The sequence below is a fragment of the Gemella sp. 20925_1_85 genome (assembly GCF_041433735.1).
Lineage (GTDB): Bacteria > Bacillota > Bacilli > Staphylococcales > Gemellaceae > Gemella.
In genome coordinates, this window is sequence record NZ_JAPWCC010000008.1 from 51971 (window position 1) to 75587 (window position 23617).

At 30.1% G+C, this 23617-nt stretch carries 21 protein-coding genes; 11 read left to right on the forward strand and 10 right to left on the reverse strand.

Features of this window, described 5'->3' with window-relative positions; all coding sequences use genetic code 11:
- Window positions 1-132: 132 nt before the first annotated feature.
- The 8 genes from glmM to mbhE all read right to left on the reverse strand — a co-directional run bounded on the left by glmM (window position 133) and on the right by mbhE (window position 7440).
- Entirely contained in the window at window positions 133-1476 is a 1344-nt protein-coding gene (glmM, locus tag O3884_RS04235) for a phosphoglucosamine mutase (RefSeq protein ID WP_371451916.1), read from the reverse strand.
- 211 nt (window positions 1477-1687) lie between these two features.
- Window positions 1688-2056, reverse strand: coding sequence for a cation:proton antiporter (locus O3884_RS04240; RefSeq protein WP_371451917.1), 369 nt, complete (start codon window positions 2054-2056; stop codon window positions 1688-1690).
- Entirely contained in the window at window positions 2043-2333 is a 291-nt protein-coding gene (locus O3884_RS04245; protein WP_371451919.1) for a monovalent cation/H+ antiporter complex subunit F, read from the reverse strand. Before O3884_RS04245 ends, O3884_RS04240 begins: the two co-directional genes overlap by 14 nt.
- Window positions 2326-2823 carry a Na+/H+ antiporter subunit E gene (locus O3884_RS04250; RefSeq protein WP_004263743.1) on the reverse strand — a complete coding sequence of 166 codons (498 nt, stop codon included), beginning with the start codon at window positions 2821-2823 and terminating at the stop codon, window positions 2326-2328. Before O3884_RS04250 ends, O3884_RS04245 begins: the two co-directional genes overlap by 8 nt.
- A gap of 2 nt (window positions 2824-2825) precedes the next feature.
- The gene (locus O3884_RS04255) at window positions 2826-4307 is read right to left on the reverse strand and encodes a proton-conducting transporter transmembrane domain-containing protein (protein WP_371451921.1); all 1482 of its coding nucleotides are present in this window, start codon (window positions 4305-4307) and stop codon (window positions 2826-2828) included.
- A complete protein-coding gene (locus O3884_RS04260; protein ID WP_003147003.1) occupies window positions 4300-4659 on the reverse strand; it encodes a Na(+)/H(+) antiporter subunit C in 360 nt (119 codons plus the stop codon). Before O3884_RS04260 ends, O3884_RS04255 begins: the two co-directional genes overlap by 8 nt.
- On the reverse strand, window positions 4659-5084 hold the full coding sequence (locus O3884_RS04265; RefSeq protein ID WP_294683498.1) for an MnhB domain-containing protein: 426 nt from the start codon (window positions 5082-5084) through the stop codon (window positions 4659-4661). Before O3884_RS04265 ends, O3884_RS04260 begins: the two co-directional genes overlap by 1 nt.
- Entirely contained in the window at window positions 5074-7440 is a 2367-nt protein-coding gene (gene mbhE / locus O3884_RS04270) for a hydrogen gas-evolving membrane-bound hydrogenase subunit E (protein WP_371451924.1), read from the reverse strand. Before mbhE ends, O3884_RS04265 begins: the two co-directional genes overlap by 11 nt.
- A 391-nt stretch (window positions 7441-7831) precedes the next feature.
- Between mbhE and deoD the strand changes: the two genes are divergently transcribed.
- Both deoD and O3884_RS04280 read left to right on the forward strand, forming a co-directional pair.
- Complete coding sequence (gene deoD, locus O3884_RS04275) at window positions 7832-8542, forward strand: purine-nucleoside phosphorylase (RefSeq protein WP_060914390.1); 711 nt, start codon at window positions 7832-7834, stop codon at window positions 8540-8542.
- Window positions 8543-8568: 26 nt separating this feature from the next.
- Window positions 8569-10290, forward strand: a complete 1722-nt coding sequence (locus O3884_RS04280) for a phospho-sugar mutase (protein WP_371451927.1) — start codon at window positions 8569-8571, stop codon at window positions 10288-10290.
- A 40-nt stretch (window positions 10291-10330) separates the two neighbouring features.
- Here O3884_RS04280 and O3884_RS04285 read toward each other — a convergent pair whose 3' ends face one another.
- Window positions 10331-10831, reverse strand: a complete 501-nt coding sequence (locus O3884_RS04285) for an acyl-CoA thioesterase (RefSeq protein ID WP_060914388.1) — start codon at window positions 10829-10831, stop codon at window positions 10331-10333.
- A 217-nt stretch (window positions 10832-11048) separates the two neighbouring features.
- Here O3884_RS04285 and pepT point away from each other — a divergent pair, with 217 nt between their 5' ends.
- Together pepT and metG are read left to right on the forward strand one after the other, a co-directional pair.
- Window positions 11049-12275 (forward strand): peptidase T, encoded by a 1227-nt coding sequence (pepT, locus tag O3884_RS04290; RefSeq protein ID WP_371451929.1) that lies wholly within the window; start codon window positions 11049-11051, stop codon window positions 12273-12275.
- A gap of 283 nt (window positions 12276-12558) precedes the next feature.
- Entirely contained in the window at window positions 12559-14559 is a 2001-nt protein-coding gene (gene metG, locus O3884_RS04295; protein ID WP_371451931.1) for a methionine--tRNA ligase, read from the forward strand.
- Between the two features lie 110 nt (window positions 14560-14669).
- Here the strand turns inward: metG and O3884_RS04300 are convergent, their stop codons facing one another.
- A complete protein-coding gene (locus O3884_RS04300; protein ID WP_371451933.1) occupies window positions 14670-16868 on the reverse strand; it encodes a DUF5776 domain-containing protein in 2199 nt (732 codons plus the stop codon).
- Window positions 16869-17050: 182 nt separating this feature from the next.
- Here O3884_RS04300 and tpx point away from each other — a divergent pair, with 182 nt between their 5' ends.
- From tpx to gltS, 7 genes are all read left to right on the forward strand, one after another.
- Window positions 17051-17548 (forward strand): thiol peroxidase, encoded by a 498-nt coding sequence (tpx, locus tag O3884_RS04305; RefSeq protein WP_371451934.1) that lies wholly within the window; start codon window positions 17051-17053, stop codon window positions 17546-17548.
- An 11-nt stretch (window positions 17549-17559) separates the two neighbouring features.
- Window positions 17560-18180 carry an MptD family putative ECF transporter S component gene (locus O3884_RS04310; RefSeq protein ID WP_371451936.1) on the forward strand — a complete coding sequence of 207 codons (621 nt, stop codon included), beginning with the start codon at window positions 17560-17562 and terminating at the stop codon, window positions 18178-18180.
- A gap of 1 nt (window position 18181) precedes the next feature.
- Entirely contained in the window at window positions 18182-18871 is a 690-nt protein-coding gene (locus O3884_RS04315) for an energy-coupling factor transporter transmembrane component T (protein ID WP_371451937.1), read from the forward strand.
- Between the two features lie 4 nt (window positions 18872-18875).
- Complete coding sequence (locus O3884_RS04320; RefSeq protein ID WP_371451939.1) at window positions 18876-20306, forward strand: ATP-binding cassette domain-containing protein; 1431 nt, start codon at window positions 18876-18878, stop codon at window positions 20304-20306.
- Between the two features lie 108 nt (window positions 20307-20414).
- Window positions 20415-21365, forward strand: a complete 951-nt coding sequence (gene whiA, locus O3884_RS04325; RefSeq protein ID WP_060914380.1) for a DNA-binding protein WhiA — start codon at window positions 20415-20417, stop codon at window positions 21363-21365.
- Between the two features lie 18 nt (window positions 21366-21383).
- Window positions 21384-21995: an NUDIX domain-containing protein gene (locus O3884_RS04330; RefSeq protein ID WP_371451940.1), complete on the forward strand. Its 612-nt coding sequence runs from the start codon at window positions 21384-21386 to the stop codon at window positions 21993-21995.
- Window positions 21996-22207: 212 nt separating this feature from the next.
- Window positions 22208-23416, forward strand: coding sequence for a sodium/glutamate symporter (gene gltS / locus O3884_RS04335; RefSeq protein WP_371451941.1), 1209 nt, complete (start codon window positions 22208-22210; stop codon window positions 23414-23416).
- Window positions 23417-23617 lie beyond the last annotated feature (201 nt).

Here is a 23617-nt window from a genome sequence, read left to right on the forward strand (position 1 = left end):
AATTTGCTTTAAAAACATCATTTTTAGGCTATAAATTTGTCTTTATGATGAGGTTATTTATACAATTGTATACCTTGAGAATACAGAAAATAAAAAGAAGTTAGTTTTTGAATTCTAACTTCTTTAAATTTTTTATTTTACTTCAAATTTTTCACGAACAATTTTAGCTACTTGTTCACAATATTTATCAGTTAGCTCATCACTACTTGCTTCTACCATTACTCGAATTAGGTTTTCTGTTCCAGATGCACGTAATAAGATACGTCCATTACCTTCTAATTCTTTTTCTACTTTTTCACATTCAGCTAGGATTTCGGCATCTTCCATAGCAGTTTTCTTATCAACTACTTTAATATTTACTAATTTTTGTGGATAGATACTAACTTCTGAAGCTAATTCTTTTAGAGATTTTCCAGATGTTTTAATAATGTTAGAAAGTTTAACAGCAGTAAGAATTCCATCACCAGTTGTAGCGTAGTTCATTAGAACGATATGTCCTGATTGTTCACCACCAAGTGAGTAATCATTTTTTCTCATTTCCTCAACTACATAGCGATCTCCCACTGCAGTTTTAACAGATTGTAATCCGTTTTCTTCCATAGCTTTATAGAAACCGATATTACTCATTACTGTAGAAACTACCATGTTATCTTTTAACTCACCTTGTTCTTTAAGGTGTTTTGCAAGAATAAACATGATTTTATCACCATCAACCACATTTCCTTCAGCATCAACTGCTAAAACTCTGTCACCATCTCCATCAAAAGCGAATCCTACATCAACGTTATTTTCTTTTACGAATTCAGAAATTGTCTCGATTTTTGTAGAACCTACATTATCGTTAATATTGATACCATTTGGTTGGCAACCAATAGTTTCTATATCAGCTTCTAAATCTCCGAAAATAAATGGTGCGACACCAGTTGTAGCTCCATTGGCACAATCTAATGCGATCTTAATATCAGATAAGTCTCCAGTGATAGATTGTTTAATATGTTGAATATATTTTTGAGTTAATTCATTACCACCGTATACTTTTCCAATTTTTTCAAAACTAGCGTTTTTAATTTGTTCAGAATTATCAATTAATGATTCGATTTCTAATTCTTGTTCATCTGTAAGTTTGAATCCATCAGGACCAAAAATCTTAATTCCGTTATCTTGATAAGGATTGTGTGAAGCAGAAATCATAATTCCACTATCTGTTTCAATTGTTTTTGTTAAATAAGCAATTGCAGGAGTAGGTATAGTACCAACTGTCATTACATTAACACCTGTACTAGTAAGCCCTGCTGTTAGTGCGTGTTCAATCATGTCACATGAAATTCTAGTATCTCTACCAATTACTACTTTTGGATGATCTTTTTTTTCAGTAAGTAATTTACCTAGAGCTTTACCTACTTTAAAACTCAAATCGGCTGTTAGTGATTCTCCTGCGATACCACGAATACCGTCAGTTCCAAAATATTTTCTCATAAAAAAATGACTCCTTGTTTTATAATCTATATGAATATTACTATATAAAAGGAAATAAGTCAAGGTTTAGGGGATATTAGAAGGATATGAAAGCATTATATTGGTTAATTGTCTACATTTTTTAATTTTAATGAACTAAAATAAAGAAATAGTAAGTTTGAAGAATAAAAAAATTGAGGAATGATTTTTGTTAATCATTCCTCTGACTAGTTTATTTATTTAATTCTTTAATATCGTCAAGTACTTTCTTAGCTTCATCTTTATTATTTTTAGAATATACATGTTTATTGTATATTATTGCACTTATAGAAATCATGTGAGCCGAAACAGGTGCTGCTAAGAATAGAAATGCTATTGCTAATAAGAATTTATATTCAAAGACATTTAGATAACGATAGAAGTATACAAATCCAGCTATAAGGATTAATTCTACAGCGAAAGATCCTGTAACTCCTGCGGCATGTATTTTAGTTATTTCATCAGGTAGTCTAATAAATCCTATTACTGTTGATAACATTGCTATTACTGCGATTAAAATCAGAAGTATAATAATAATGTCTAAAATACTATTTAGTATCATCACTAAAGACCTCCTTTTTAGCCAAGAATCTAGCGGTAACAACTGTACCTACTAAACATATAATAGCTATGATAAGTATAAGTGAAATATAAGAAAAAGTTTTATAGTACATACTAACTAAAACTATTAAGCACATTAGAGGCATAGCAAGTAAATCACTTGCTATTAATTTATCGAATATGCTTGGTTTTTTTACGATATAAATTAATAAGAAAAATATCATGGCAATACTAGCGAATATACCTAGTAAAATTGAATAGTTTAATACTTTATCCATTTAAATCAACCTCCAGTATTGCTTTTTCAAAACTATTTTTAATACCTTCAATCTCACCGGGAATATCATCAGTATCAAGGCAATGAATATGAAGTGTTTTATTATCATGACCAACATTAACTGTAAGTGTACCTGGTGTTAAAGTTATCATATTGGCAAGTAATGTAATTTGCCAATTTTTTGTTACTTCTAAAGGATATTCAAAAATAACAGGGTTAACATCAAGATCTTTTTTGAACATTAATTTTAAGACATTTATATCTGCTTTTAATAATTCAAACAAGAACATTAAGATTAATTTTATCCATTTATAAACATAAATGTAATAAAGTTGATCTCCTAGAATGTTTTTTGCAAATGTTTTTCTAAAGATGAATAGTAGTACCATACCCCAGAAAAATCCTACTGCAAAATATTCAGAATTATAGTTACCTGAAAAGAACATCCATACTACACCAACCAATATATTAATTAAAAATTGTAGTGCCATAATTATGCTCCTTTCTTAAGTACTAAGTCAATATAGTGTTGAGGATTTAGTACCATTTGTATACCTTTATCGAAGAAACCATCTAATAGATTAGTACTTACTCCGATAATAAGTGCTATTGCTACGATAGCGACAAGAGGAATTTGAACACCTTTTGGAAGAGGTTTTAAAATTAAACTCTTATTGATATTATCGTAGAATACATTTAAGAATATTCTAATTAAAGAGTAAAATACAACTAATCCAGATAAGGCAACTAAGATTGCTATGAATGTATTGTTGTTTGTGACTAACCCTTTAATTATTAGTGCTTTACCATAGAATCCACTGAAAGGTGGAACACCTGCTAATGATAGAACTATAATAAAATACGTCCAACCAAGAAGAGGATATTTATTGATTAATCCACATTTTTGGAGATATTTAACTCCACTAACGTAAATTATTAATCCAACAACTATGAATAATGCAGCTTTTAGTAATATGTCATTTACTGCATAGAATAAAGCACCTTTAACACCGAAAGTATTCAGTGTTGCTGTTCCACAGACCATAACTCCAAGAGAAATTACGATATTAAAAATTACTATTTGTTTTAAATCTTTTTGATAGATAGCTCCGATACAACCGGCTATGATTGAGACTGCTCCAAGTATTAATATATAAGACTTGATGAAGTTTGATTCGTAATAGAATAATCCATACGTTCTAATTATTGAGTAAAGTCCAACTTTTGTTAATAATGCTCCAAAGATTATTGAGATTGCAATTGGTGGTGCCGCGTATGATCTATTCATCCATGTGAATAGCGGGAATAGAGCACCCTTCATACAGAATACAAATATCATTACAGCTCCAACAAGGTATAATCCACGGCGATCAGCCATCGATGAGATTGTTTGTGATATGTACGCCATATTTAAGCTACCAACAATCGTGTAAAGATATCCAATACTAATAACAAATAAGCTACCAGCAAATACATTCATTAGTACATAACTAATAGAAGATTTAAGTTGTTCTTTATTAATACCTACTAACAGCAGTAAGTAAGATGACATAAGTAAGATTTCATAGAAAACGAAAAGGTTAAATATATCACCTGTAGTGAAAGCTCCGTTTATTCCAACCATAATTAATAAAAATCCTGGATAGAAGAAACTAAGTTCTCGAACTTTATCAATCGTTTTAAATGAATAAATCAATGTTGCGAGAAATACAACTGAAGATGTTGTAACTAAAACACTATTAAGTCCATCTAATGTTAAAGTAATACCAAATGGACTAGCCCAGTTCCCCATTTCTAAAATTAGTATTTGGTGTTTATTTACCATATAGATATTAAATATAGAAAATGCCAAGACTAGTAATGTTGCGAATGTTGTTAATAAACGTTGCATTGCTATTCTTTTTCTAAATAATACCGTTATTGCTGCGAATAGAAGGGGGATAAATATTGGTATAACAGGTAAATTACTATGCATTATTTCTTTCCTCCTTCATATTTTCTACGTCTTCAAGATCAATTACATTATCGCTGCCTTTTAGTTTGTAGTTAGCAATGTAGATTGAAATTAATAGACAAGTTACTGCAAATCCGATAACGATGGCAGTAAGAATAAGTGCTGCTGGGATAGGGTCTATATAATTTTTCCCTAATTCTGAAATAATAGGAATATCTCCATCATATAAACCACCTGCGATAAGTATAATAAGGTTAGCAGCGTGTCCAAAAAGACCAACCCCAATTATTATTCGCATCATACTCTTAGAAAGCATAAGGTAAACACCAAAACCAACAAGAATACCACATAAGATAATCATATAAAATTCCATTATTTACCATCCTTTCCAAAAGCTAAAATAACTGACATAAGAACTCCAACAACTACAAAGTATACTCCTAAGTCGAATATTGCAGCTGTATGTAATTCCATTTCTCCCATTATTGGAACGTGAATGTGAGTGAAATGATGTTTAAAGAAATTTTTTCCAACTACAACACCGCTAAAGGCAGTTCCTATAGAGAAAAGTAATCCAATAGCAGTTACATAAACATAGTTAATAGGTAGAAGTTTAGTGACTCTATCGATTCCATAAGTAAACATTGCTAGCGCTAATGCCATTGTACAAAGGAGACCACCAACAAAACCACCACCAGGAAGGAAGTGACCACCAAAGTACAAACTAAGAGAAAGTAAAAATATGCATCCTGAAATAATTGCAGATAATGATTTTAAAATTACGTCATTAGTTTTCATCTTTTGGGCCTCCTCGTTTAATAATTTTGAACATAGCATAAATGATTAATGCTACCATTGTCATAACAGTTATTTCAAACAGGGTATCAAATCCCCTAAAGTCTACGATAATAACATTTACTATGTTTCCACCACCAGATGCGACAACATTATCGAAATAAAATTGACTAATTTCTGATGGGTTTTTATAAGCGTATGATACTAGACCCACGATTATGAAACTAATACCAGTAAGTGTAGCAATTATTACGTTAGTAAGTTTAAAACTTTGTTTTTCTACCTGTTTTGTTTTATCAGTTAATAGTATAAATGCTATTAAGAAAATAATAGTAGAAATTGATTCGATTACAAATTGTGTCATTGCTAAGTCTGGTGCTCTAAATGTAACGTATAGCGCAGTCATCATAAATCCAATTCCAGAAGAAAGGATAATAAGTACTAGTCTATTGTATACAGTAGTTAGAGCGATACAGCATACGACAATACATAGTCCTATGAAAATATTCATGTAGTGAATTGTAGAGAAGTTATTAATTAACATAGGTCTACCAATTGCAAAGTAACCACCAATAATAGTTGCTGATAACACTACAAAGATATAACTCATATTTCTTCTAAGTTGGTTTGTAACAAATGTGTCATGAAGAGTACCACTTACTTTATGTAGTAAATTACCTAAGTTATTGTATGCGCCGTGAATAGAAATAATAGTAGGGTTTATACTATAAATTCCATTTCCGCTAGCGTATAATTTGTAGATTGCAAAACTTGCAATAATAACAACAATAGAAGTAAGAAGTTCACTTGAGAAGAAACTATCATGATGAACATGAGATATTACTTCGTTATTAGTTATTTTTACAGCAAGGGCAGCTTGTTGTGCTGGAATAACTACGTAATCTTTTATGAATGTATTAATAATTACAAAGACTACAAGTATTATTGGAGATATAAAGATACCATTACTTGGAAGATGTAATTTCTTAGTTCCCAGTATAGAATTATCGAATTTACCTAAGAATGGTTTGAATGCTAATATTAATGAATAAATAGCAGTTCCTAAAGCTCCAATAACTACAGCTATCACGATAACCATATATAGCATGCTTGATTGTGTTAATCCATAAACAACTGTTAAGAAGTATTCTTTTGAGTAGAATCCACTTAAAGGTGGGATTCCTGCCATAGAGAACCCAGCAATAATACTTAATATAAAGCTAAGTGGCATATATCTTCTGATACCACGAAGTTTTTCGATATCACGTGAATGGAATGAATGATCGATAATACCAGTAATCATAAATAAACTTGCTTTAAATGCTGCATGGTTAATAATATGGAAACATACTGCATAGAATGCAAATGTATAAACGTAGTGGTTATCGTTGTATAGACCAAGGTTGGCGATACCTATCATAAGAGTCATCATTCCAAGTTGGCTAATAGTTGAATATGCAAGAATTCCTTTTAAATCTTTTAGGAAAATTGCAGAAATAGATCCTATCAGCATAGTGATAGTTCCGAATATAATTAAGATATTACCAAATGAAGCGGTAAATGAGAATACAATTCCAATTCTTAGTAATAGATAGATTCCAGCTTTAACCATTGTAGCTGAGTGTAGGTAACTACTGATTGGTGTAGGTGCAGCCATTGCATCAGGTAACCAAATATGGAATGGAAATTGCGCTGATTTTGTAAATGCACCGAATATTATAAGAATCATCGCTATTACATATTTATTGTTGTATCCATGGTTTTTAGTGAATTCTATAATTTCACTAACGTTAAAACTTCCGGTAATATTATTTAAAACGAAAATTCCTGCTAGCATTAGGACTCCACCAAAGACTGTAATAATCAACGATTTTAGAGCTCCTTTTCTAGATGCATCATTTTCGTGCCAGTAACTAATTAATAGGAAAGAAGAAACAGATGTCATTTCCCAGAACATATACATACTAAGCATGTTGTCAGATAAAACGACACCTAACATGGCAGACATGAATATTAGTAAAAATATGTAAAATTTATGTAATTTTTCATCTGTAATACTCATATAGTAACATGAATATAGTATGACTAGAGTACCGATTCCTGTAATTAGTAATGAGAATAGAAGTGATAAACCATCAAGATTTAGGTTGATATCAAGTCCAGCGTTAGAAACAAATGCTAGTTTCTTATAGATTGTTCCACCTGAATAGATATACTTAAGATTTGAAATAAAATACCCAAACAGTATTAATGGTACAACTATAACAAATTTTCCAGTATGGATGGTTTTGAAGTTTTTCCTTAAGAAAGGTACGAAAAACATCGCAATTACTGGTAAAAAGACAGCTAATTGTAACATAAAAAAACCTCTTTCTAATTTATTTTTTTTATAACATTAATTATATAACAAAATAGCTTAAAATACTATTGATATTCAACTTTTATATAATTATTTTTCAATAAAAAATGATTAATAACATAAAGAAGTATTATAAAAAGTTATGAAAACGATAAAATAAAGTATTAATTATTTTCTGAAAATAATTAATATAATTATATTAATTTATCGAATTGAATATAGTGTGGACAGATGCTGGTTCTTAAAATGTGACTTGTAACGATAAAATAAACTCATTATTTTCAGAATATTTAATAGAAAATATAGATAATTATTTTTTTAATATCTCTTGTTTAAGGTGAGAAAAAAAGGTATAATAAAGTTATTAATATATTTACAGGGGGACTAACTGATGTCACATAAACAAACACCACATATTAAACCAAATGGAGTAGAAATCGCTGAAACGATTCTTTTACCAGGGGATCCTTTAAGAGCGAAATTTATTGCAGAAACATTTTTAGAAGATGCAGTTTGTTTTAATGAAGTGCGTGGTATGCTAGGATATACTGGAACATATAAAGGTAAAAAGATTTCTGTAATGGGAACAGGTATGGGACCAGCTAGTATCGGTATTTATTCTTATGAATTAATCCACACTTTTGGGGTTAAGAATTTAATTAGAATTGGGACATGTGGAGCATTACAACCAGAAGTAAAATTATATGATGTAATTTTAGGAATGGGATCTTCAACAAATTCAAACTACATGCACCAATATAACATTCCAGGAAACTACAGTTTAACTGCTTCATTTGATTTATTATTAAAAGCTTACAACAGAGCTCAAGAAATGGGTCAAGCAGTACACGTTGGAAATATTTTATGTAGTGAAATTTTCTATAATGCTGATGAAAAAGCAATGGAAAACTGGATTAAAATGGGAGTATTAGCTGTAGAAATGGAAAGTGCAGCATTATATGCTAATGCAACAGCAGCAGGAGTTAATGCTTTAACAATTCTAACTGTTAGTGATTCATTAGTAACTGGTGAAGAAACTACTCCAGAAGAAAGACAAACAGCATTTACGAAAATGATGGAAATTGCTTTAGGTTTAGCATAAAATTAGGAATTTAGAGGTGATATAATATGAGTAACTATCAAGAATTATATGAAAAATGGTTAAATAGTTCAGCTTTAACTGAAGAAGAAAAACTTCAATTAAAAAGTGTAGCTGAAGATGAAGTTGAAAAAGAAGATAGATTTTATAAAGAATTAGAGTTCGGAACTGCAGGATTACGTGGTAAAGTAGGAATGGGTTCTAATCGAATGAATAGATTCATTATCGCTCGTGCTACAAAAGCACTAGCACAAACTATTATCGACAATGGATTACAAGAAAAAGGTATTGCTATTGCTCACGATCCACGTCTTTTCTCAAAAGAATTTGCAAAATTAGCAGCTTTAGTAATGGCCAGTAATGGAGTTAAAGCTTACTTATTTGAAGACTTACGTCCAACACCTGAATTATCATTTGCAGTTCGTTATTTAGGGACAGCTAGTGGAATTAACATTACAGCAAGTCACAATCCAAAAGAGTACAATGGATATAAAGTATACTGGCAAGAAGGATCTCAAATTAAATCTGATATAAGTGATAAAGTTTTAGAATATATTAACTCAATGGATATTTTCGATAACTATGTTACATTAACAGAAGAAGAAGCAAAAGAAAAAGGATTATTAGTATATATTGGTGAAGAAATCGATGAAGAATTCTATAAAGAATCTTTAAACTGCGCTATTAATGATGAAAACATTGATAAAGATATTTCTGTAGTATATACACCACTTAACGGTGCTGGATATAAAGCTGTAACAACAGTTCTTGCACGTCGTGGGTTCAAAAATGTTCACGTTGTTGAAGAACAAAAAGATCCTGATGGAACTTTCCCAACAATTGAATATCCAAACCCAGAAGATACTGCAGCATTCGAATACGGTGAAAGATTAGCTAAAGAAGTTAATGCAGATGTAATCATCGCAACTGACCCTGACTGTGACCGTCTTGCTGTAGAAGTAATTCACAATGGTGAAGTAGTTTCTCTTAACGGTAACCAAGCTGGTGCAGTATTAGTTCAATATGTTATTGAAAATCTTGCTAAACAAAATAAACTACCTGAAAATCCAGTATTAGTTAAATCTATCGTAACATCTAAGATGGTAGAACCACTTTGTAAAGAATACGGAGTAGAAGTAATTGACGTTCTTACTGGATTCAAAAACATCTGTGCTTTACCGAATGAATGGGATATTACAGGTGAGAAAAACTATGTAATGGGATATGAAGAAAGTATTGGATATAACGTGGGTACTTTCCTACGTGATAAAGATGGTGTAACAATCGCTATGTTATTAGTAGAAGCTGCAGCATTCTACAAAACGCAAGGTAAAACATTAGTAGATGTACTTGATGGTTTCTATGAAAAATATGGTTACTACCTAGATAAAACTATCTCTATCGTACTAGAAGGAGCAGCAGGTGCTCAAAGAATTAAACGTATGATGGAAAAATATCGTGAAATCTTTGCTCGTGAAATCGCAGGAAGTGAAGTAGTGGCGATTACTGACTACTTAGTTCAAAAAGAGAAAACAGTAGCTACAGGTGAAGAAAAAGCTATTGAAATTGAAAAAACTGATGCTGTAAAATTCAGTTATTCAGATGAATCTTGGTATACTTTACGTCCAAGTGGAACAGAACCAAAAGTAAAACTTTATATCTATGTTAAAGATGCAGATAAGAAAGTTGCAGAAGAAAAATTAGTTAAATTTGAAGAAAAAGTATTAGAATTACTTTACTCAATCGACTAATAAAGTAAAAAAAGGAAGTGAGAAAAATCTCACTTCTTTTTTATTTATTATAATACTTTAGATACTCTTTACAGAATTCTCGAGCAGAAAGTTTACCACTTTGTCTGTCTGCATAAGAAGAGCTTACGAATTTTGAAATTTCATCTGTATATTCAACTTTAGGTAAAGGTTTCTCAAGAACTGTCTCTTTATTTATTGCGAATGTTGAGAAACAAATACCAACTAAACGAGTGTGTCTAGTTTCATGGTTAAATGCACTTAACTCAGCAAAAATTTCAACACTTCTAGTTCCAACTCTTGAGATATAGCTATCGATTATTAGTGCTTCGTGTCTATGAACTACATCTAAAAACTGATAAGTATCAATACTTGCTGTGAAAAATGGTAAATGAGTATATCTGCGGATTACTAGACCTTGTACATCATCTAACCAGTATAATGTTTGACCACCGAATAGTGTATCGTGTCTGTTCATGTGGTTTGGATAAATAGTGTGGAAATTTTCAATTCTAGTATCTTTATAATTCATAACTTCTTGCATGAAAAAGTTCTCCTTAAAATTTATTTTACTAATATCTAATATGAAATTAGAATACATAAGTAATTGTATCACAAATAGACAAATATATTAAGCATCATTTATCATTTTAAAGAAAAGTTATTTGAGAAAGTTGTTTTTTAAATATGATTTTTATAGCCTTTACATTTTGATAAAAATTATATTATAATAAAAGAAAATAAAAATGAGGTGAAGAATAATGAAATATGAAACTATGTTAGAACGTTTCTTAGGATATGTTAATTTTAAAACTAGATCTGATGCTGCTAGTACGACGATTCCATCTACTCCAGAGCAAAAAGATTTTTTACGTATGTTAAAAGGACAATTAGAGGAATTGAATCTTAGTGATATAGAATTAAATGAGGAAAACTGGTTTTTAACTGCAACATTACCTGCAAATACTGATAAACCATACGATAAAATTGGATTTATTTCTCATGTAGATACTGCAGATTTCAATGTTGAAGGTATTAATCCACAAGTAATTGAGAATTATGATGGTGAGGACATTGTTTTAAATAAAGAATTAAATGTTGTAATGAGTAAAGCTGAGTTTCCAAATTTAAGTAACTATAAAGGTCTAACTTTAATTACTACGGATGGGACGACTTTACTAGGTGCTGATGATAAAGCTGGAATTACTGAAATAGTGGAAGCTGTTAAGTATTTAAGTGAACACCCTGAAATTGAACATGGTGATATTCGTATTGCATTTGGTCCTGATGAAGAGATAGGGCGTGGAGCAGATCATTTCGATGCTAAAGGGTTTGCAACAGATTATGCGTTCACTATGGATGGTGGAGTTCTTGGTGAACTTGAATATGAAAGCTTTAATGCTGCACAAATCACATATAAAATTACTGGAGTAAGTGTTCATCCTGGTACCGCAAAAGGTAAAATGAAAAATGCTAATACGATTGCTGCAGAATTAGCCTCATTGTTCCCAGAGAAAGAAGTTCCTGAGCACACAGAAGGATATGAAGGATTCTATTTACTGCACAATATGCAAGCTAGAATTGAAGAAGCAGAAATGGTTTATATAATTCGTGACCATGATAAAGAAAAATTTGAAGCACGTAAGAAATTTGCTGAAGAAGTAGCAGTGAAAATTAATGAAAAATATGGTAATGTTGTGGAATATGATTTATTCGATCAATATTACAATATGGGAGATGTAATTAAAAAAGATAAACGTTGTGTCGATGTAGCAGAGCAAGCTATAAAAAATGTAGGGGTAACACCTATTATTATTCCGATTCGTGGTGGAACAGATGGTTCTAAAATTTCGTATATGGGTATACCGACTCCAAATATCTTTGTCGGGGGAGAAAACTTCCATGGACAATATGAATTTAGTTGTTTAGAACATATGGAAAAAGCTGCAGATACAATAGTTGAAATTGCTAAATTAGCAAAAAAATAAAATAACAATGATTTTTTAAAAATAATAAAGATATAACTCTATTACGCAATATTGATCTGGATATTTGTTTGGATAATATTATTGAGGTAGATATTAAATAATGATTATTTAAATAGTGTTTAATATTTATTTTGTAGTATAAAAGAGTTATATCTTTTTTTATATAAAAGTATTTTGAAATTTGAAAAAAATGATAAAAAATCATGCATTAGCCTCAAATATATGGTACAATAGTAATGTATATTAACTAAAAAATTGAAATGAAAGTGAGGATGGTTGTAAGATGACTAAAAAAACATTTTATGTTACAACTCCTATTTATTACCCAAGTGGTAACTTACACATAGGGCATGCGTATACAACAGTAGCGTGTGACGCTTTAACAAGATATAAAAAATTAAGTGGATATGATACATACTTTTTAACAGGTACAGATGAACATGGTCAAAAAATTCAACAAAAAGCTCAAGAAAAAGGTATTTCAGAACAAGCTTATGTTGATGAAATGATTAAGGATATTAAAAATTTATGGGAAGCTATGGATATTAACTATAGCAAATTTATTCGTACAACAGATGATTATCATGAAAGAGCTGTTGCTGAAATTTTTGATAAATTAGTTGAAAAAGGAGATATCTACCTTGGAGAATACAAAGGTTGGTATTCAATTAGTGATGAGGAATATTTCACGGAAACTCAACTTCAAGAAGTTTTCAGAGATGAAGAAGGAAATATGATTGGTGGAATAGCACCAAGTGGAAACGAAGTGAAATTAGTTAGTGAAGAATGTTACTTCTTCAAAATGAGTAAATATGCAGATAGATTAGTTAAGTATTATGATGAACACCCAGAATTCATCTTGCCTGAAAGCAGAAAAAATGAAATGCTTAATAACTTTATTAAACCAGGATTAGAAGACTTAGCTGTTACTCGTACAACTTTCGATTGGGGAGTAAAAGTAAAATCTAATCCAAAACACGTTGTATATGTGTGGATTGACGCTTTAGTTAACTACATTACAGCGTTAGGTTATGCAACTGGAGAAAGTGAAGAACTATTTAACAAATACTGGCCAGCTGATGTACAGGTAGTTGGTAAAGAAATTGTACGTTTCCACGTGATTTATTGGCCAATACTACTTATGGCATTAGATTTACCTTTACCTAAGAAAATCTTCGCTCACGGTTGGTTATTAATGAAAGATGGTAAAATGAGTAAGTCTAAAGGTAACGTAGTAGATCCGTACATGTTAATAGAGCGTTATGGCTTAGATTCAGCACGTTATTACTTACTACGTGAAGTTCCATTCGGACAAGATGGTATTTTCACACCAGAAAGTTTTATCGATAGAATTAACTCAGATTTATCAAATGACTTAGGAAACCTATTAAATAGAACTATTTCTATGATTAATAAATACTGTGGTGGAGTAATTCCAAAATTTGTTGAACCAACTACAGAATTCGATAAAGAATTAATAGCTTTATCAAAAGAAGTTATTGCAGAATATGAAGAATACATGGAAAACATGCAGTTTTCTAAAGCGTTAGAATCAGTGTGGAAATTTATTTCTAGAACTAACAAATATATCGACCAAACTACACCTTGGATTTTAGCAAAAGATGAAGCAAATCAACCTGAATTAGATAAAGTAATGAACTACTTAGCGGAAAGTCTTCGTATAGCTACAATTTTAATAGCACCTGCTTTAACAAAAGCACCAACAGAAATTGCTAAACAATTAGGTATTAGAGAAGATTTATTAGTGTTTGAATCTGCTAAAACTTTTGGTGTATTCGATGGAACTGTAAAAGTTGTAGAAAAACCAACTCCAATCTTCCCAAGATTTGATAAAGAAGTGGAAGTAGAGTACATTAAAGAACAAATGTCACCAAAGGCGCTTGAGAACTTAGAAACAGAATCTAAAGAAGAAAATGAAGATACTTATGTTGAACTTGCTGAAGAAATTACAATTGATAAATTCTTTGAAACTTCTTTAAGAGTAGCAGAAGTATTAGAATGTGAAAAAGTTAAGAAGAGTTCAAAATTATTGAAATTTAAACTTGATTTAGGAAATCACCAAAGACAAATAGTTTCTGGTATTGCTAAATACTATGATCCAGCAGAATTAGTAGGTAAAAAAGTAGCTGTAGTAGCTAATTTAAAACCAGTTAAATTATGTGGAGAATTAAGTGAGGGAATGATTTTATCAGCAGAAAAAGACGGTATCTTAAGAGTAGTTGAAATTAACGCTGAAATTCCTAACGGAGCAGAAATTAGATAATATGTAAAGAGAATGTAGTAAAAACTATATTCTCTTTTTTTAGGGATTTGAAACTATTTAAGTGTACAAAATAATCCACCTGGGGAATCTCCTCAGGCGGATTAAATTAATTATCTTGTTGTTCTTTGGTTGCTTTGAGAGTTAGAGGCGTTTTTATTATCATTACTATCTATGTTTTTAGTCTTAGGCGTTTCTCTATTAACCTCAATTACACGAACTGGATTAACAGGTACGAATGATCCATCAGATACATGATAAATTAATCTGTTGTTATTAATTCCGATACCGTTAATATTAAGTTGTGCACCATTACCAAAGGTAACTCTAACTTTGCTTGCTGCTTCATCAGAATATACATTTTGTGTAGCTAAGAATTTAATCGCTACTGGACGAGAAATAAAGTTTTCAAGTTCATCGTTCTTAGAATCTACTGATACGAATTTTTCATTGGCTGTGATAAATTGACCTTGTAGATTTCCTGATGAAATTTGATACATTAAATACCCAGCAGGGGATACAATCTTGTTCACTGTTAGTTTAGTACCAGGTTCAATAACTTCACCTTGATCTGACCAACTAGCTGATTTAAAAGCATGAATTTTCTTGTTTACTGTAACTTGACGATCTACATCAAATGAATATGAAGTGAAAGTTCCAGCAAGTTTAGCAGTGATTTCTTCATCTTGAGCATCAGAATCAATACGAGCAGCCTCGGCTTTCTCTTGTGCTTCTAAAATTTTAGCTTTTTCTTCAGCTTCTTTTTGTTTCTTCATTTCTTCCGTAGTATCTACAGCAGTAGTATTAGTTTCTCCAAAGCTTACATAGTGCTCTTTAGCTGAAGAAATGAACTTAAGTGTAACTAAGAAGCAAAGTGATAGTATTATTGCTAAGATAAGTGATGTAGCAATTCTTACTTTAATATTTTTTGATACTTTTTTAATTTGATCGTAATTTTCAACTTTTTGTCTAAAAACTTTTTTAGCAATATAGGTTTTAATGTATATTAGAGATACTACGAAGATATTTCTTACATTATTATCGATGTATTTAACTTTAAATGCAGTTTCATCTTCATTTATTACTTCTTTTTTTATACTATGTATTTCTTTTTTTAGACCATCAAGTTTATACTCAATATCTAAGTTTTTTTGAATTTTTTCAATAATCTTTTTCTCAGAGGCTATATCTTTTTGAGTAATTTGTTTTTGAGCTACTAAACTATTTAATCTTTTCTCCTCTAAAGTTATTTTCTCTTTATCGGCTTTTCTATTTTTAAGAGTTGCAATAGTTAATTTTTTCTCTTCGATTTTATCTTCCAAAGAAATTAATGTTGTTTGTAATGAAAGTAAAGTGTTTTCGTGTTCTCTCATTTCATTTTCTTTTTGTAAAAACTCTATTTTCTTTTTATCTTCTAATATTTGGAATTCTTTTTCTTTTCTTCTATATTCTCTTTTTCTTTTTTCAGCCTGTTCTTTTTCGATGCGTTGGCGTTCAAGTTCTTTTTCGCGAGCAATACGTTCTTTTTCAAGACGCTCTTTTTCACGTTGTTCAGCTTTTTCTTTTTCGATACGTTGACGTTCAAGTTCTTTTTCGCGAGCAATACGTTCTTTTTCAAGACGTTCTTTCTCACGTTGTTCAGCTTTTTCTTTTTCGATACGTTGACGTTCAAGTTCTTTTTCGCGAGCAATACGTTCTTTTTCAAGACGTTCTTTTTCACGTTGTTCAGCTTTTTCTTTTTCGATACGTTGGCGTTCTAATTCTTTTTCGCGAGCAATACGTTCTTTTTCAAGACGTTCCTTTTCACGCTTTTCAGCTTTTTCTTTTTCGATGCGTTGACGTTCTAATTCTTTTTCGCGAGCAATACGTTCTTTTTCAAGACGCTCTCTTTCACGTTGTTCAGCTTTTTCTCTTTCAATACGCTGACGTTCTAATTCTTTTTCTCTTTCAATACGCTCTTTTTCAAGACGCTCTCTTTCGGCGCGTGCAATCTCATTTTTTTTGCGTTCTTCTTCTATTTTACGCTGCTGTTCTTCAAATTTTTTCTTTGCTTTTTCTAGTTCAAGTGCACGTTGTTTTAATTCTTTTTCTTTTAATTTTACTTCTTTTTCTTTCTCACGAAGTTCCTTTTCTAGAGTTGATTCATCAAGTTGATCTTGATTATTAATAGAAGTAGTAGATTCATTATTTTTAAAATTAAAAGTTTTTATTTGCTTTTTTAAACGACCAAAAAAAGATATTGAATTATCTTTTTCTTCAGTCGAATCTGTAGTATTTGTTTCAACTACTTTTTCTTTTAGTTCTTTTGACATAAAAAAAATCCTTTCACACACTATTAATAATTATTATATCATAAAATTATAATATATTTATATAAAATATGCTTAAAATACCGGTAAATTATTAAAAAAACTTTCAACTCTAATTGAAATATGTTATCATTAGGTGTAGATACTTTTATCATAAAAAATTATAAAATAAAGAGGTATAAATTATGAAGAAAACAATAAGCTTTAAGGGTACACCAGTAACTATTGAAGATAAATTAAATGTTGGGGATATTTTCCCTAACTTTAGAGCTGTAACAAAGACTCTATCAGAATTTGAATTATCAGATTATAAAGGGAAAAATGTAATTATCAACACATTCCCATCTATTGATACAGGGGTTTGTGCTTTACAGACAATTAATTTCAATAGAGAAGTAAGAGATTTAGCAGATACTGTAGTTATTACAGTTTCAAAAGATTTACCTTTTGCCCTAGGAAGATTCTGCGCTGATAAAGAAATTAATAATGCAATTACTGTTTCTGACTATAAGTATCGTGACTTCGAAAATAATAATGGTCTTCTAGTAGAAGAATTAGGATTATTAACTCGAGCTGTTTTTGTACTTGATAAAGAAGGAGTTATCCGCTATAAGGAAGTATTAGAAGAAATTGGTGAAGAGCCAAATTATAAAGTTGCTCTAGATGAACTTAAGAAAATATAGTGGGGTAATCGATGACAGAATTAAAATATATAAATAAAGAAGATAACAAGAACTTACAAATAAAAGATTTAATCACCTTAGGTCTCTATACAATTTTATTAATTCTTGTAATGGCAGTAGGTATTGGAATTTCTACACTTTTGACATCTGTTATATTTGGAGGTAAAGTTTATTTTGCAACATACACTTCAATAACAGCTGCATTAGTGTGTGGTAGTGTATATAGTTTAATTTTTAACAAGATTAATAAAAATATGGCTATATTTATTATGATTGCGATAATTGGTATTTTTATGACTGTTTCTGGTCACTCGGTAGTGGGTGGAATAGTATTAATCTTTGCAGCAGTTTTAGCGGAGATTGCATTCAGATATGGAAATGAATATTTATCATACCTATTCTTTAATCTAGGAAATATTGGGATTATTTTACCAATGTTCTTTATGAAAGATTCATACGTCAAACATCTTCAAAATAGAAATTACTCAGATGAGAAGATAAATCTAGTAATGAGTAGTACAGATATGAAGACATTTATTTTTATAGTTGTCTTTACTATAATATTCTCAATAATTGGGACATATCTAGGAAGAAAATTATACTTTAAGAATTTTAATAAAGCAGGACTATAGAATGTTAAGGTTAGATATTAGAACCAAGATTTTTATATTAGTTATTGCAAATATACTAATGTTTAAAATGATGACAATACCTGTTCACCTTTTAGTAGCACTATGTTTTTCAATATACTTAGGAATTAGTTCTAATTTTAAGAGAATGAGTAGATTTTTTGGAATATATTTATTCTTTACTGCATATGAAGTATTTTTTGCTCATACAGTTACATTACAGGTTATTGACAGTTTCTTATTATTAACTGCATTAATGTTTAAGACGTTGTATTTCCCATTATGTGCAGGGATGGCTTTAGTAAGTAGTTCAAAAGTTTCAGAACTGATCTGCTTTTTGAGAAGCATAAAGTTACCAAAGAAAATGATTATAGTGCTAGCAGTATTATATAGATTTTTCCCAGTGTTACTTACAGATTATAAGTTAATAAAGAATTCATTACGAATGAAAGGAATTGGAGTAAGTAGGGGTTACTACTTACTTCATCCAATTAAATTCTTTGAATATGTATTTGTTCCTTATGTAATAATAAGTACCAATATAGCAAATGAGCTATCGGTGTCCTGTTTATGTAGAGGAATAGATAATGAAGAGAAACCAAGTAGTTATATCGAATTAAAGTTCAATAAAATTGATTATTTAACTATGATTGTCATAGCAAGTGCTTTTTGTTATATTATGTATATGAGGTGATAAATTGATAACATTTAAAAATTTTAATTATAAATATATTGAATCAGAAAAATTAAATATTGAAGATTTATCACTTAATATAAAAAAAGGTGAATGTATTCTTTTTACTGGTGCTAGTGGTTGTGGAAAAACTTCCATTTTGCGAGTTTTAAATGGATTAGCACCAGAATTTTTTGATGGTGGATACAGTGGTGAATTAAAAGTAGCTCACCTTAATATTGGAGACAAATTAAAAGATTTTTCAAAAGTAGTAGGAAGTGTTTTTCAAAATCCTAAAAATCAGTTCTTTAATCTTGATTCTACGAGTGAACTTGCCTTTAGTATGGAAAATTATGGTTATTCTAAATCAGAGATACAAAGTAGAATTGATGAAGTGATATCAGAATTTTCTGCAGAATATCTTTTGGAAAGAAACGTCTTAGAACTAAGTGGCGGAGAAAAACAAAAACTAGCTTTTATGGCAAGTATGATGTTAGATGCTGATGTATATGTTCTAGATGAGATAACTAGTAACCTAGATTTGAAGTCGATACAGCTTATTTCATCAATAATCGAAACATTGAAGAAAAAAGGTAAAACTATAGTTGTTGCTGAACATAGAATATATTATCTAAAAGATTTAATCGATAGAATGTATATTATTAAAGATGGTAAATTGCTCCATGAAGTTACTAAAGAACAGCTATCAGATTTTGATAGTAGAGCTTGTCATACTAGACAAATTGATTTATCTAAAGTAGAGCTAGGTAATAAAGAAAATAGAAATTTTAAAGAAGACTTTTTAAATATCGAAAGACTTGAATATAAAGTTCATGATAGGAAAATTGAACTCCAAAGTGAAAGTTTCGCAGCTTCGAAAATCTATACTATTATTGGGGATAATGGTTGTGGGAAAACAACTTTTGCTAATGCTCTATGCGGTCTGCATAAATCAAAACATAAAATTAAATTAGATGAAAAATATCTAAATAATAAAGGTTTAGTAAAAAATGCATTCCAAGTAATGCAAGATGTTAACTATCAATTATTTACTAATCAGGTAGAAAAAGAAATTAAGTTAGGTAGCGATAATTTATCGTTATTTGATGAAGTTGTAGATAGATTAAACATTAGAAAATTTTTAGATAGGCACCCGAATACTTTATCTGGTGGAGAAAAGCAAAGAGTTGCTATAGCTTCTGCGCTTTTATCAAATAAAAAAGTACTAATCTTTGATGAACCAACTAGCGGTCTAGATTATGTAAATATGATTGAACTAAGTCGCTTGATTGAAGAAATAGCCAAGAATGATGTTGTGATATTCATAATTACACATGATTATGAATTTTTATGTCAGATTTCAGATGAGGTTCTTTATTTTGACAAGGAAGGCATTAAAGAGCGTATCGAAGTTAATGAAGAAAATAAAAATAGAATATTAGAATTAATGAGTTAATGTACATTGTATATTAACTCATTTCTTAACTCAAATGAGTTGTTAAATTGAAGGTATCATGATAAAATATATAAGTTACAAAAAATAATTAGGATAAGGAGGGAACTTATGTCATACGCTTCAGATATGAAGAAAGAATTAACTTTAATAGAAATAACAAAAGATAGAGAATTCTTATCAGAGTTATCAGCCTTAATAAAGATGAATGGTGTACTGAACATATCAAACGGTAGGTTAAGTTTAAGTTTTCAAACAGAAAATGCTTCTATAGCAAGAAGAATGTTTTCATTAATAAAGTTTTTCTATGATGTTCATGTAAATATTTCTGTTAGAAAGAAATTGAAATTGAAGAAAAATAATGTATACATTTGTCGTTTAGATCAAAATGTAAAAGAAATTTTAACTGATTTATATATACTAAATGATAACTATACAATGAGAATAGACATAGCAAAAGAATTAATTGATACTGATGAGAAGAAAAGAGCTTATCTACGTGGAGCATTTTTAGCAGGAGGATCTATTAATAACCCTCGTACTTCTAGTTATCATATGGAAATCTTCTCTTCTTACGAAGAACATAATAAGGAATTAAATGAGCTTTTAAATAGTTATAAATTGAATGCTAGAAGTCTTGAAAGAAAAAAAGGTTTTATAGTTTATATTAAAGAATCTGAAAAAATAGCAGAGTTTATTAACTTAGTTGGAGCTTTTCAAGCTTTATTCCAATTTGAAGATGAAAGAATTGTTCGAGATATTAATAACTCGGTTAATAGAATGCAAAACTGTGACATGGCTAATATGAATAAGACTGTTAATGCTTCAGCAAAACAGGTTGAGGATATTAACATAATAGAGGAAAGAATCGGACTTGATAATATTGATGAGAAACTTAGAGTTGTTGCAGAAGCAAGACTTAAGTATCCAGAATATCCGCTAAAAGAAATAGCAGAAATGATTGAGGATGGAAAATTATCAAAATCTGGTTTAAATCACAGGTTCCGAAAAATTGCTAAGATAGCTAAGGAATTAAAAGAAGGTACTTATCAAGCAAAATAAAAGAAGTGAGGAAGAACAATGAGTAAGTGGGATGAACAAATACTAGTAGTTAATAGAAAAGAATTATTTAATAATGAAGAAAATCATTTCTATGGATTTATAGAAAAAAATGATGAAAAAACTAAGAAAATTATTGATACATTTGAATCATATGAAGTTAAACGTCGTGGTGATATGGAAGAAGATCCAAATTATAAGCAATTAATAGGTTATGTTCTTCTTAAAGATGAAGTAACAGGTGAGGTACTAGTTTACAAACGTTTAGTTGGTGGAGGAGAAACGAGACTGCACGGAAAAGCATCTGTTGGTATTGGTGGACATATGAATAAAGTTGAAGGAAAAACAATTTTTGAAATGTTAAAAATTAATGCCGCACGTGAATTAAATGAGGAAGTTGGAGTTTCAGAAGAAGAAGCTTTAAATAACCTACATTTTATTGGTCTAATAAATGATGATAAGACAGAAGTTGGGCAAGTCCATGTAGGCGTTGTTTATGAGTGTAAAGTAGATAAACAACGTGTAGAAGTTAAGGAAGATGATACTCTTGTTATAAAATGGATGACAGGGGAAGAGGCCAAAGCAGAAGAAAATTATGAGACTTGGTCAGAATTTTTAAAACCAATTTTTTAATAAATAAAGATGAACTTTTATAGGTTCATCTTTATTCGTTAAATTAGTAATATTTATTATATTGCGTTATAAAATCTTACATAATATTGAAAAAAACACCAGTTAAATGTAATATTAAATTATGTAATTTGAAAATATAATAGTAATTAATAGTTAATACTAAACAGTATTATTCTGTTTAAAAAAAACATTAAGTAAGAAAGGATGATAGTATGTTTAATATTAAAATGGATATGATTCAAACTGTCGGATTGGCAGTTATTATATTAATTCTAGGAAGATTCTTAAGGAAAAAGGTTAAATTTTTTGAAACTTACTGTATTCCATCTCCAGTTGTTGGAGGTTTCCTATTTGCTATAGTAAATTTAATTTTAAGGAAAACTAATTTAGTTATTTTTGAATTTGACAATACGTTACAGAGTTTCTTTATGACTTTATTCTTCACAAGTATTGGTTTCAATGCAAGTTGGAGATTATTGAAAGTTGGTGGGAAAAAAGTAGTTATGTTCCTTATTATGGCTGTAGTATTAGTAATACTTCAAAATGTTGTAGCTGTAGGTGTAGGGTATTTAACAGGTGTAGATCCTTTAATAGCATTACTAACTGGATCGACTGCTATGACAGGTGGACACGGTACTGCAGCAGCGATGGCACCAATAGTAGAAGAGTTAGGGCATACTAGAGCAAAGAGTGTAGCCATTGCAGCAGCTACTTTTGGACTTATAGCGGGATCTAGTTTAGGTGGGCCATTAGCTAATAGGTTAATAAAAGGAAAGAAACTAGAAGTTGTAGCGGAGAAAGTTGATAATGAAAAAGTGAGAAATGATGAATTTCTTTTTAATAATGATGTAAAAAAACTTGATGGAGAGAATTTTGCTAAAGCATTCTTTTTAATTTTATTATCAATGTTTATAGGTAGTTATGTTTCTACATTTTTAAATCAGTTTTTAAACTTTCCCAACTACATAGGACCGATGATTGTTGCGGCTATTTTAAGAAATATATCTGATAATACAACTAAATTTGATTTACACTACGAAGAAGTACATATTTTAGAAGATGTTTCGTTGAATTTATTCCTTGGAATGGCAATGATTAGTTTAAGATTATGGGAATTAAGTAGTGTAGCGGGTCAACTAGCAGTATTATTACTTGCACAAGCGCTTTTAGCATGGGTATTTATTTACTTTGTAACATTTAGATTTATGGGTAGAAATTATGATGCAGCAGTATTATCTGCAGGACATGTAGGTTTTGGACTTGGAGCAACGCCAAATGGTATTGCAAATATGCAAAGTGTCTGTGATAAGTACAAACATTCGCACATAGCATTCTTTGTAATGCCTATAGTAGGGGCACTATTTATAGACTTCTTTAATGTAGCGATAATAAGTGGATTCTTCTCGTTCTTGTCTAGATAGAAGAAGATTTGGCTTGATTAAATATTTTAATCAAGTCAGGCTGTTGACAAATAGGTCAACAGCCTGTTTTTTAACTGAAATAAAATCCTTAAAATGGTATAATATAAGTATACAAAGGAGGTTTTAGTATGTTTAATAAAGTAGAAAATATCAAAGATGAAATAATACTAATGACATTATCAGAAATAGTACCTAAAGATC

Coding starts and splice junctions, on each gene's coding strand:
- glmM (WP_371451916.1), bottom strand. CDS start 1,476: ATGAGAAAATATTTTGGAACTGACGGTATTCGTGGTATCGCAGGAGAA.
- O3884_RS04240 (WP_371451917.1), bottom strand. CDS start 2,056: ATGATACTAAATAGTATTTTAGACATTATTATTATACTTCTGATTTTA.
- O3884_RS04245 (WP_371451919.1), bottom strand. CDS start 2,333: ATGGATAAAGTATTAAACTATTCAATTTTACTAGGTATATTCGCTAGT.
- O3884_RS04250 (WP_004263743.1), bottom strand. CDS start 2,823: ATGGCACTACAATTTTTAATTAATATATTGGTTGGTGTAGTATGGATG.
- O3884_RS04255 (WP_371451921.1), bottom strand. CDS start 4,307: ATGCATAGTAATTTACCTGTTATACCAATATTTATCCCCCTTCTATTC.
- O3884_RS04260 (WP_003147003.1), bottom strand. CDS start 4,659: ATGGAATTTTATATGATTATCTTATGTGGTATTCTTGTTGGTTTTGGT.
- O3884_RS04265 (WP_294683498.1), bottom strand. CDS start 5,084: ATGAAAACTAATGACGTAATTTTAAAATCATTATCTGCAATTATTTCA.
- mbhE (WP_371451924.1), bottom strand. CDS start 7,440: ATGTTACAATTAGCTGTCTTTTTACCAGTAATTGCGATGTTTTTCGTA.
- deoD (WP_060914390.1), top strand. CDS start 7,832: ATGTCACATAAACAAACACCACATATTAAACCAAATGGAGTAGAAATC.
- O3884_RS04280 (WP_371451927.1), top strand. CDS start 8,569: ATGAGTAACTATCAAGAATTATATGAAAAATGGTTAAATAGTTCAGCT.
- O3884_RS04285 (WP_060914388.1), bottom strand. CDS start 10,831: ATGCAAGAAGTTATGAATTATAAAGATACTAGAATTGAAAATTTCCAC.
- pepT (WP_371451929.1), top strand. CDS start 11,049: ATGAAATATGAAACTATGTTAGAACGTTTCTTAGGATATGTTAATTTT.
- metG (WP_371451931.1), top strand. CDS start 12,559: ATGACTAAAAAAACATTTTATGTTACAACTCCTATTTATTACCCAAGT.
- O3884_RS04300 (WP_371451933.1), bottom strand. CDS start 16,868: ATGTCAAAAGAACTAAAAGAAAAAGTAGTTGAAACAAATACTACAGAT.
- tpx (WP_371451934.1), top strand. CDS start 17,051: ATGAAGAAAACAATAAGCTTTAAGGGTACACCAGTAACTATTGAAGAT.
- O3884_RS04310 (WP_371451936.1), top strand. CDS start 17,560: ATGACAGAATTAAAATATATAAATAAAGAAGATAACAAGAACTTACAA.
- O3884_RS04315 (WP_371451937.1), top strand. CDS start 18,182: ATGTTAAGGTTAGATATTAGAACCAAGATTTTTATATTAGTTATTGCA.
- whiA (WP_060914380.1), top strand. CDS start 20,415: ATGTCATACGCTTCAGATATGAAGAAAGAATTAACTTTAATAGAAATA.
- O3884_RS04330 (WP_371451940.1), top strand. CDS start 21,384: ATGAGTAAGTGGGATGAACAAATACTAGTAGTTAATAGAAAAGAATTA.
- gltS (WP_371451941.1), top strand. CDS start 22,208: ATGTTTAATATTAAAATGGATATGATTCAAACTGTCGGATTGGCAGTT.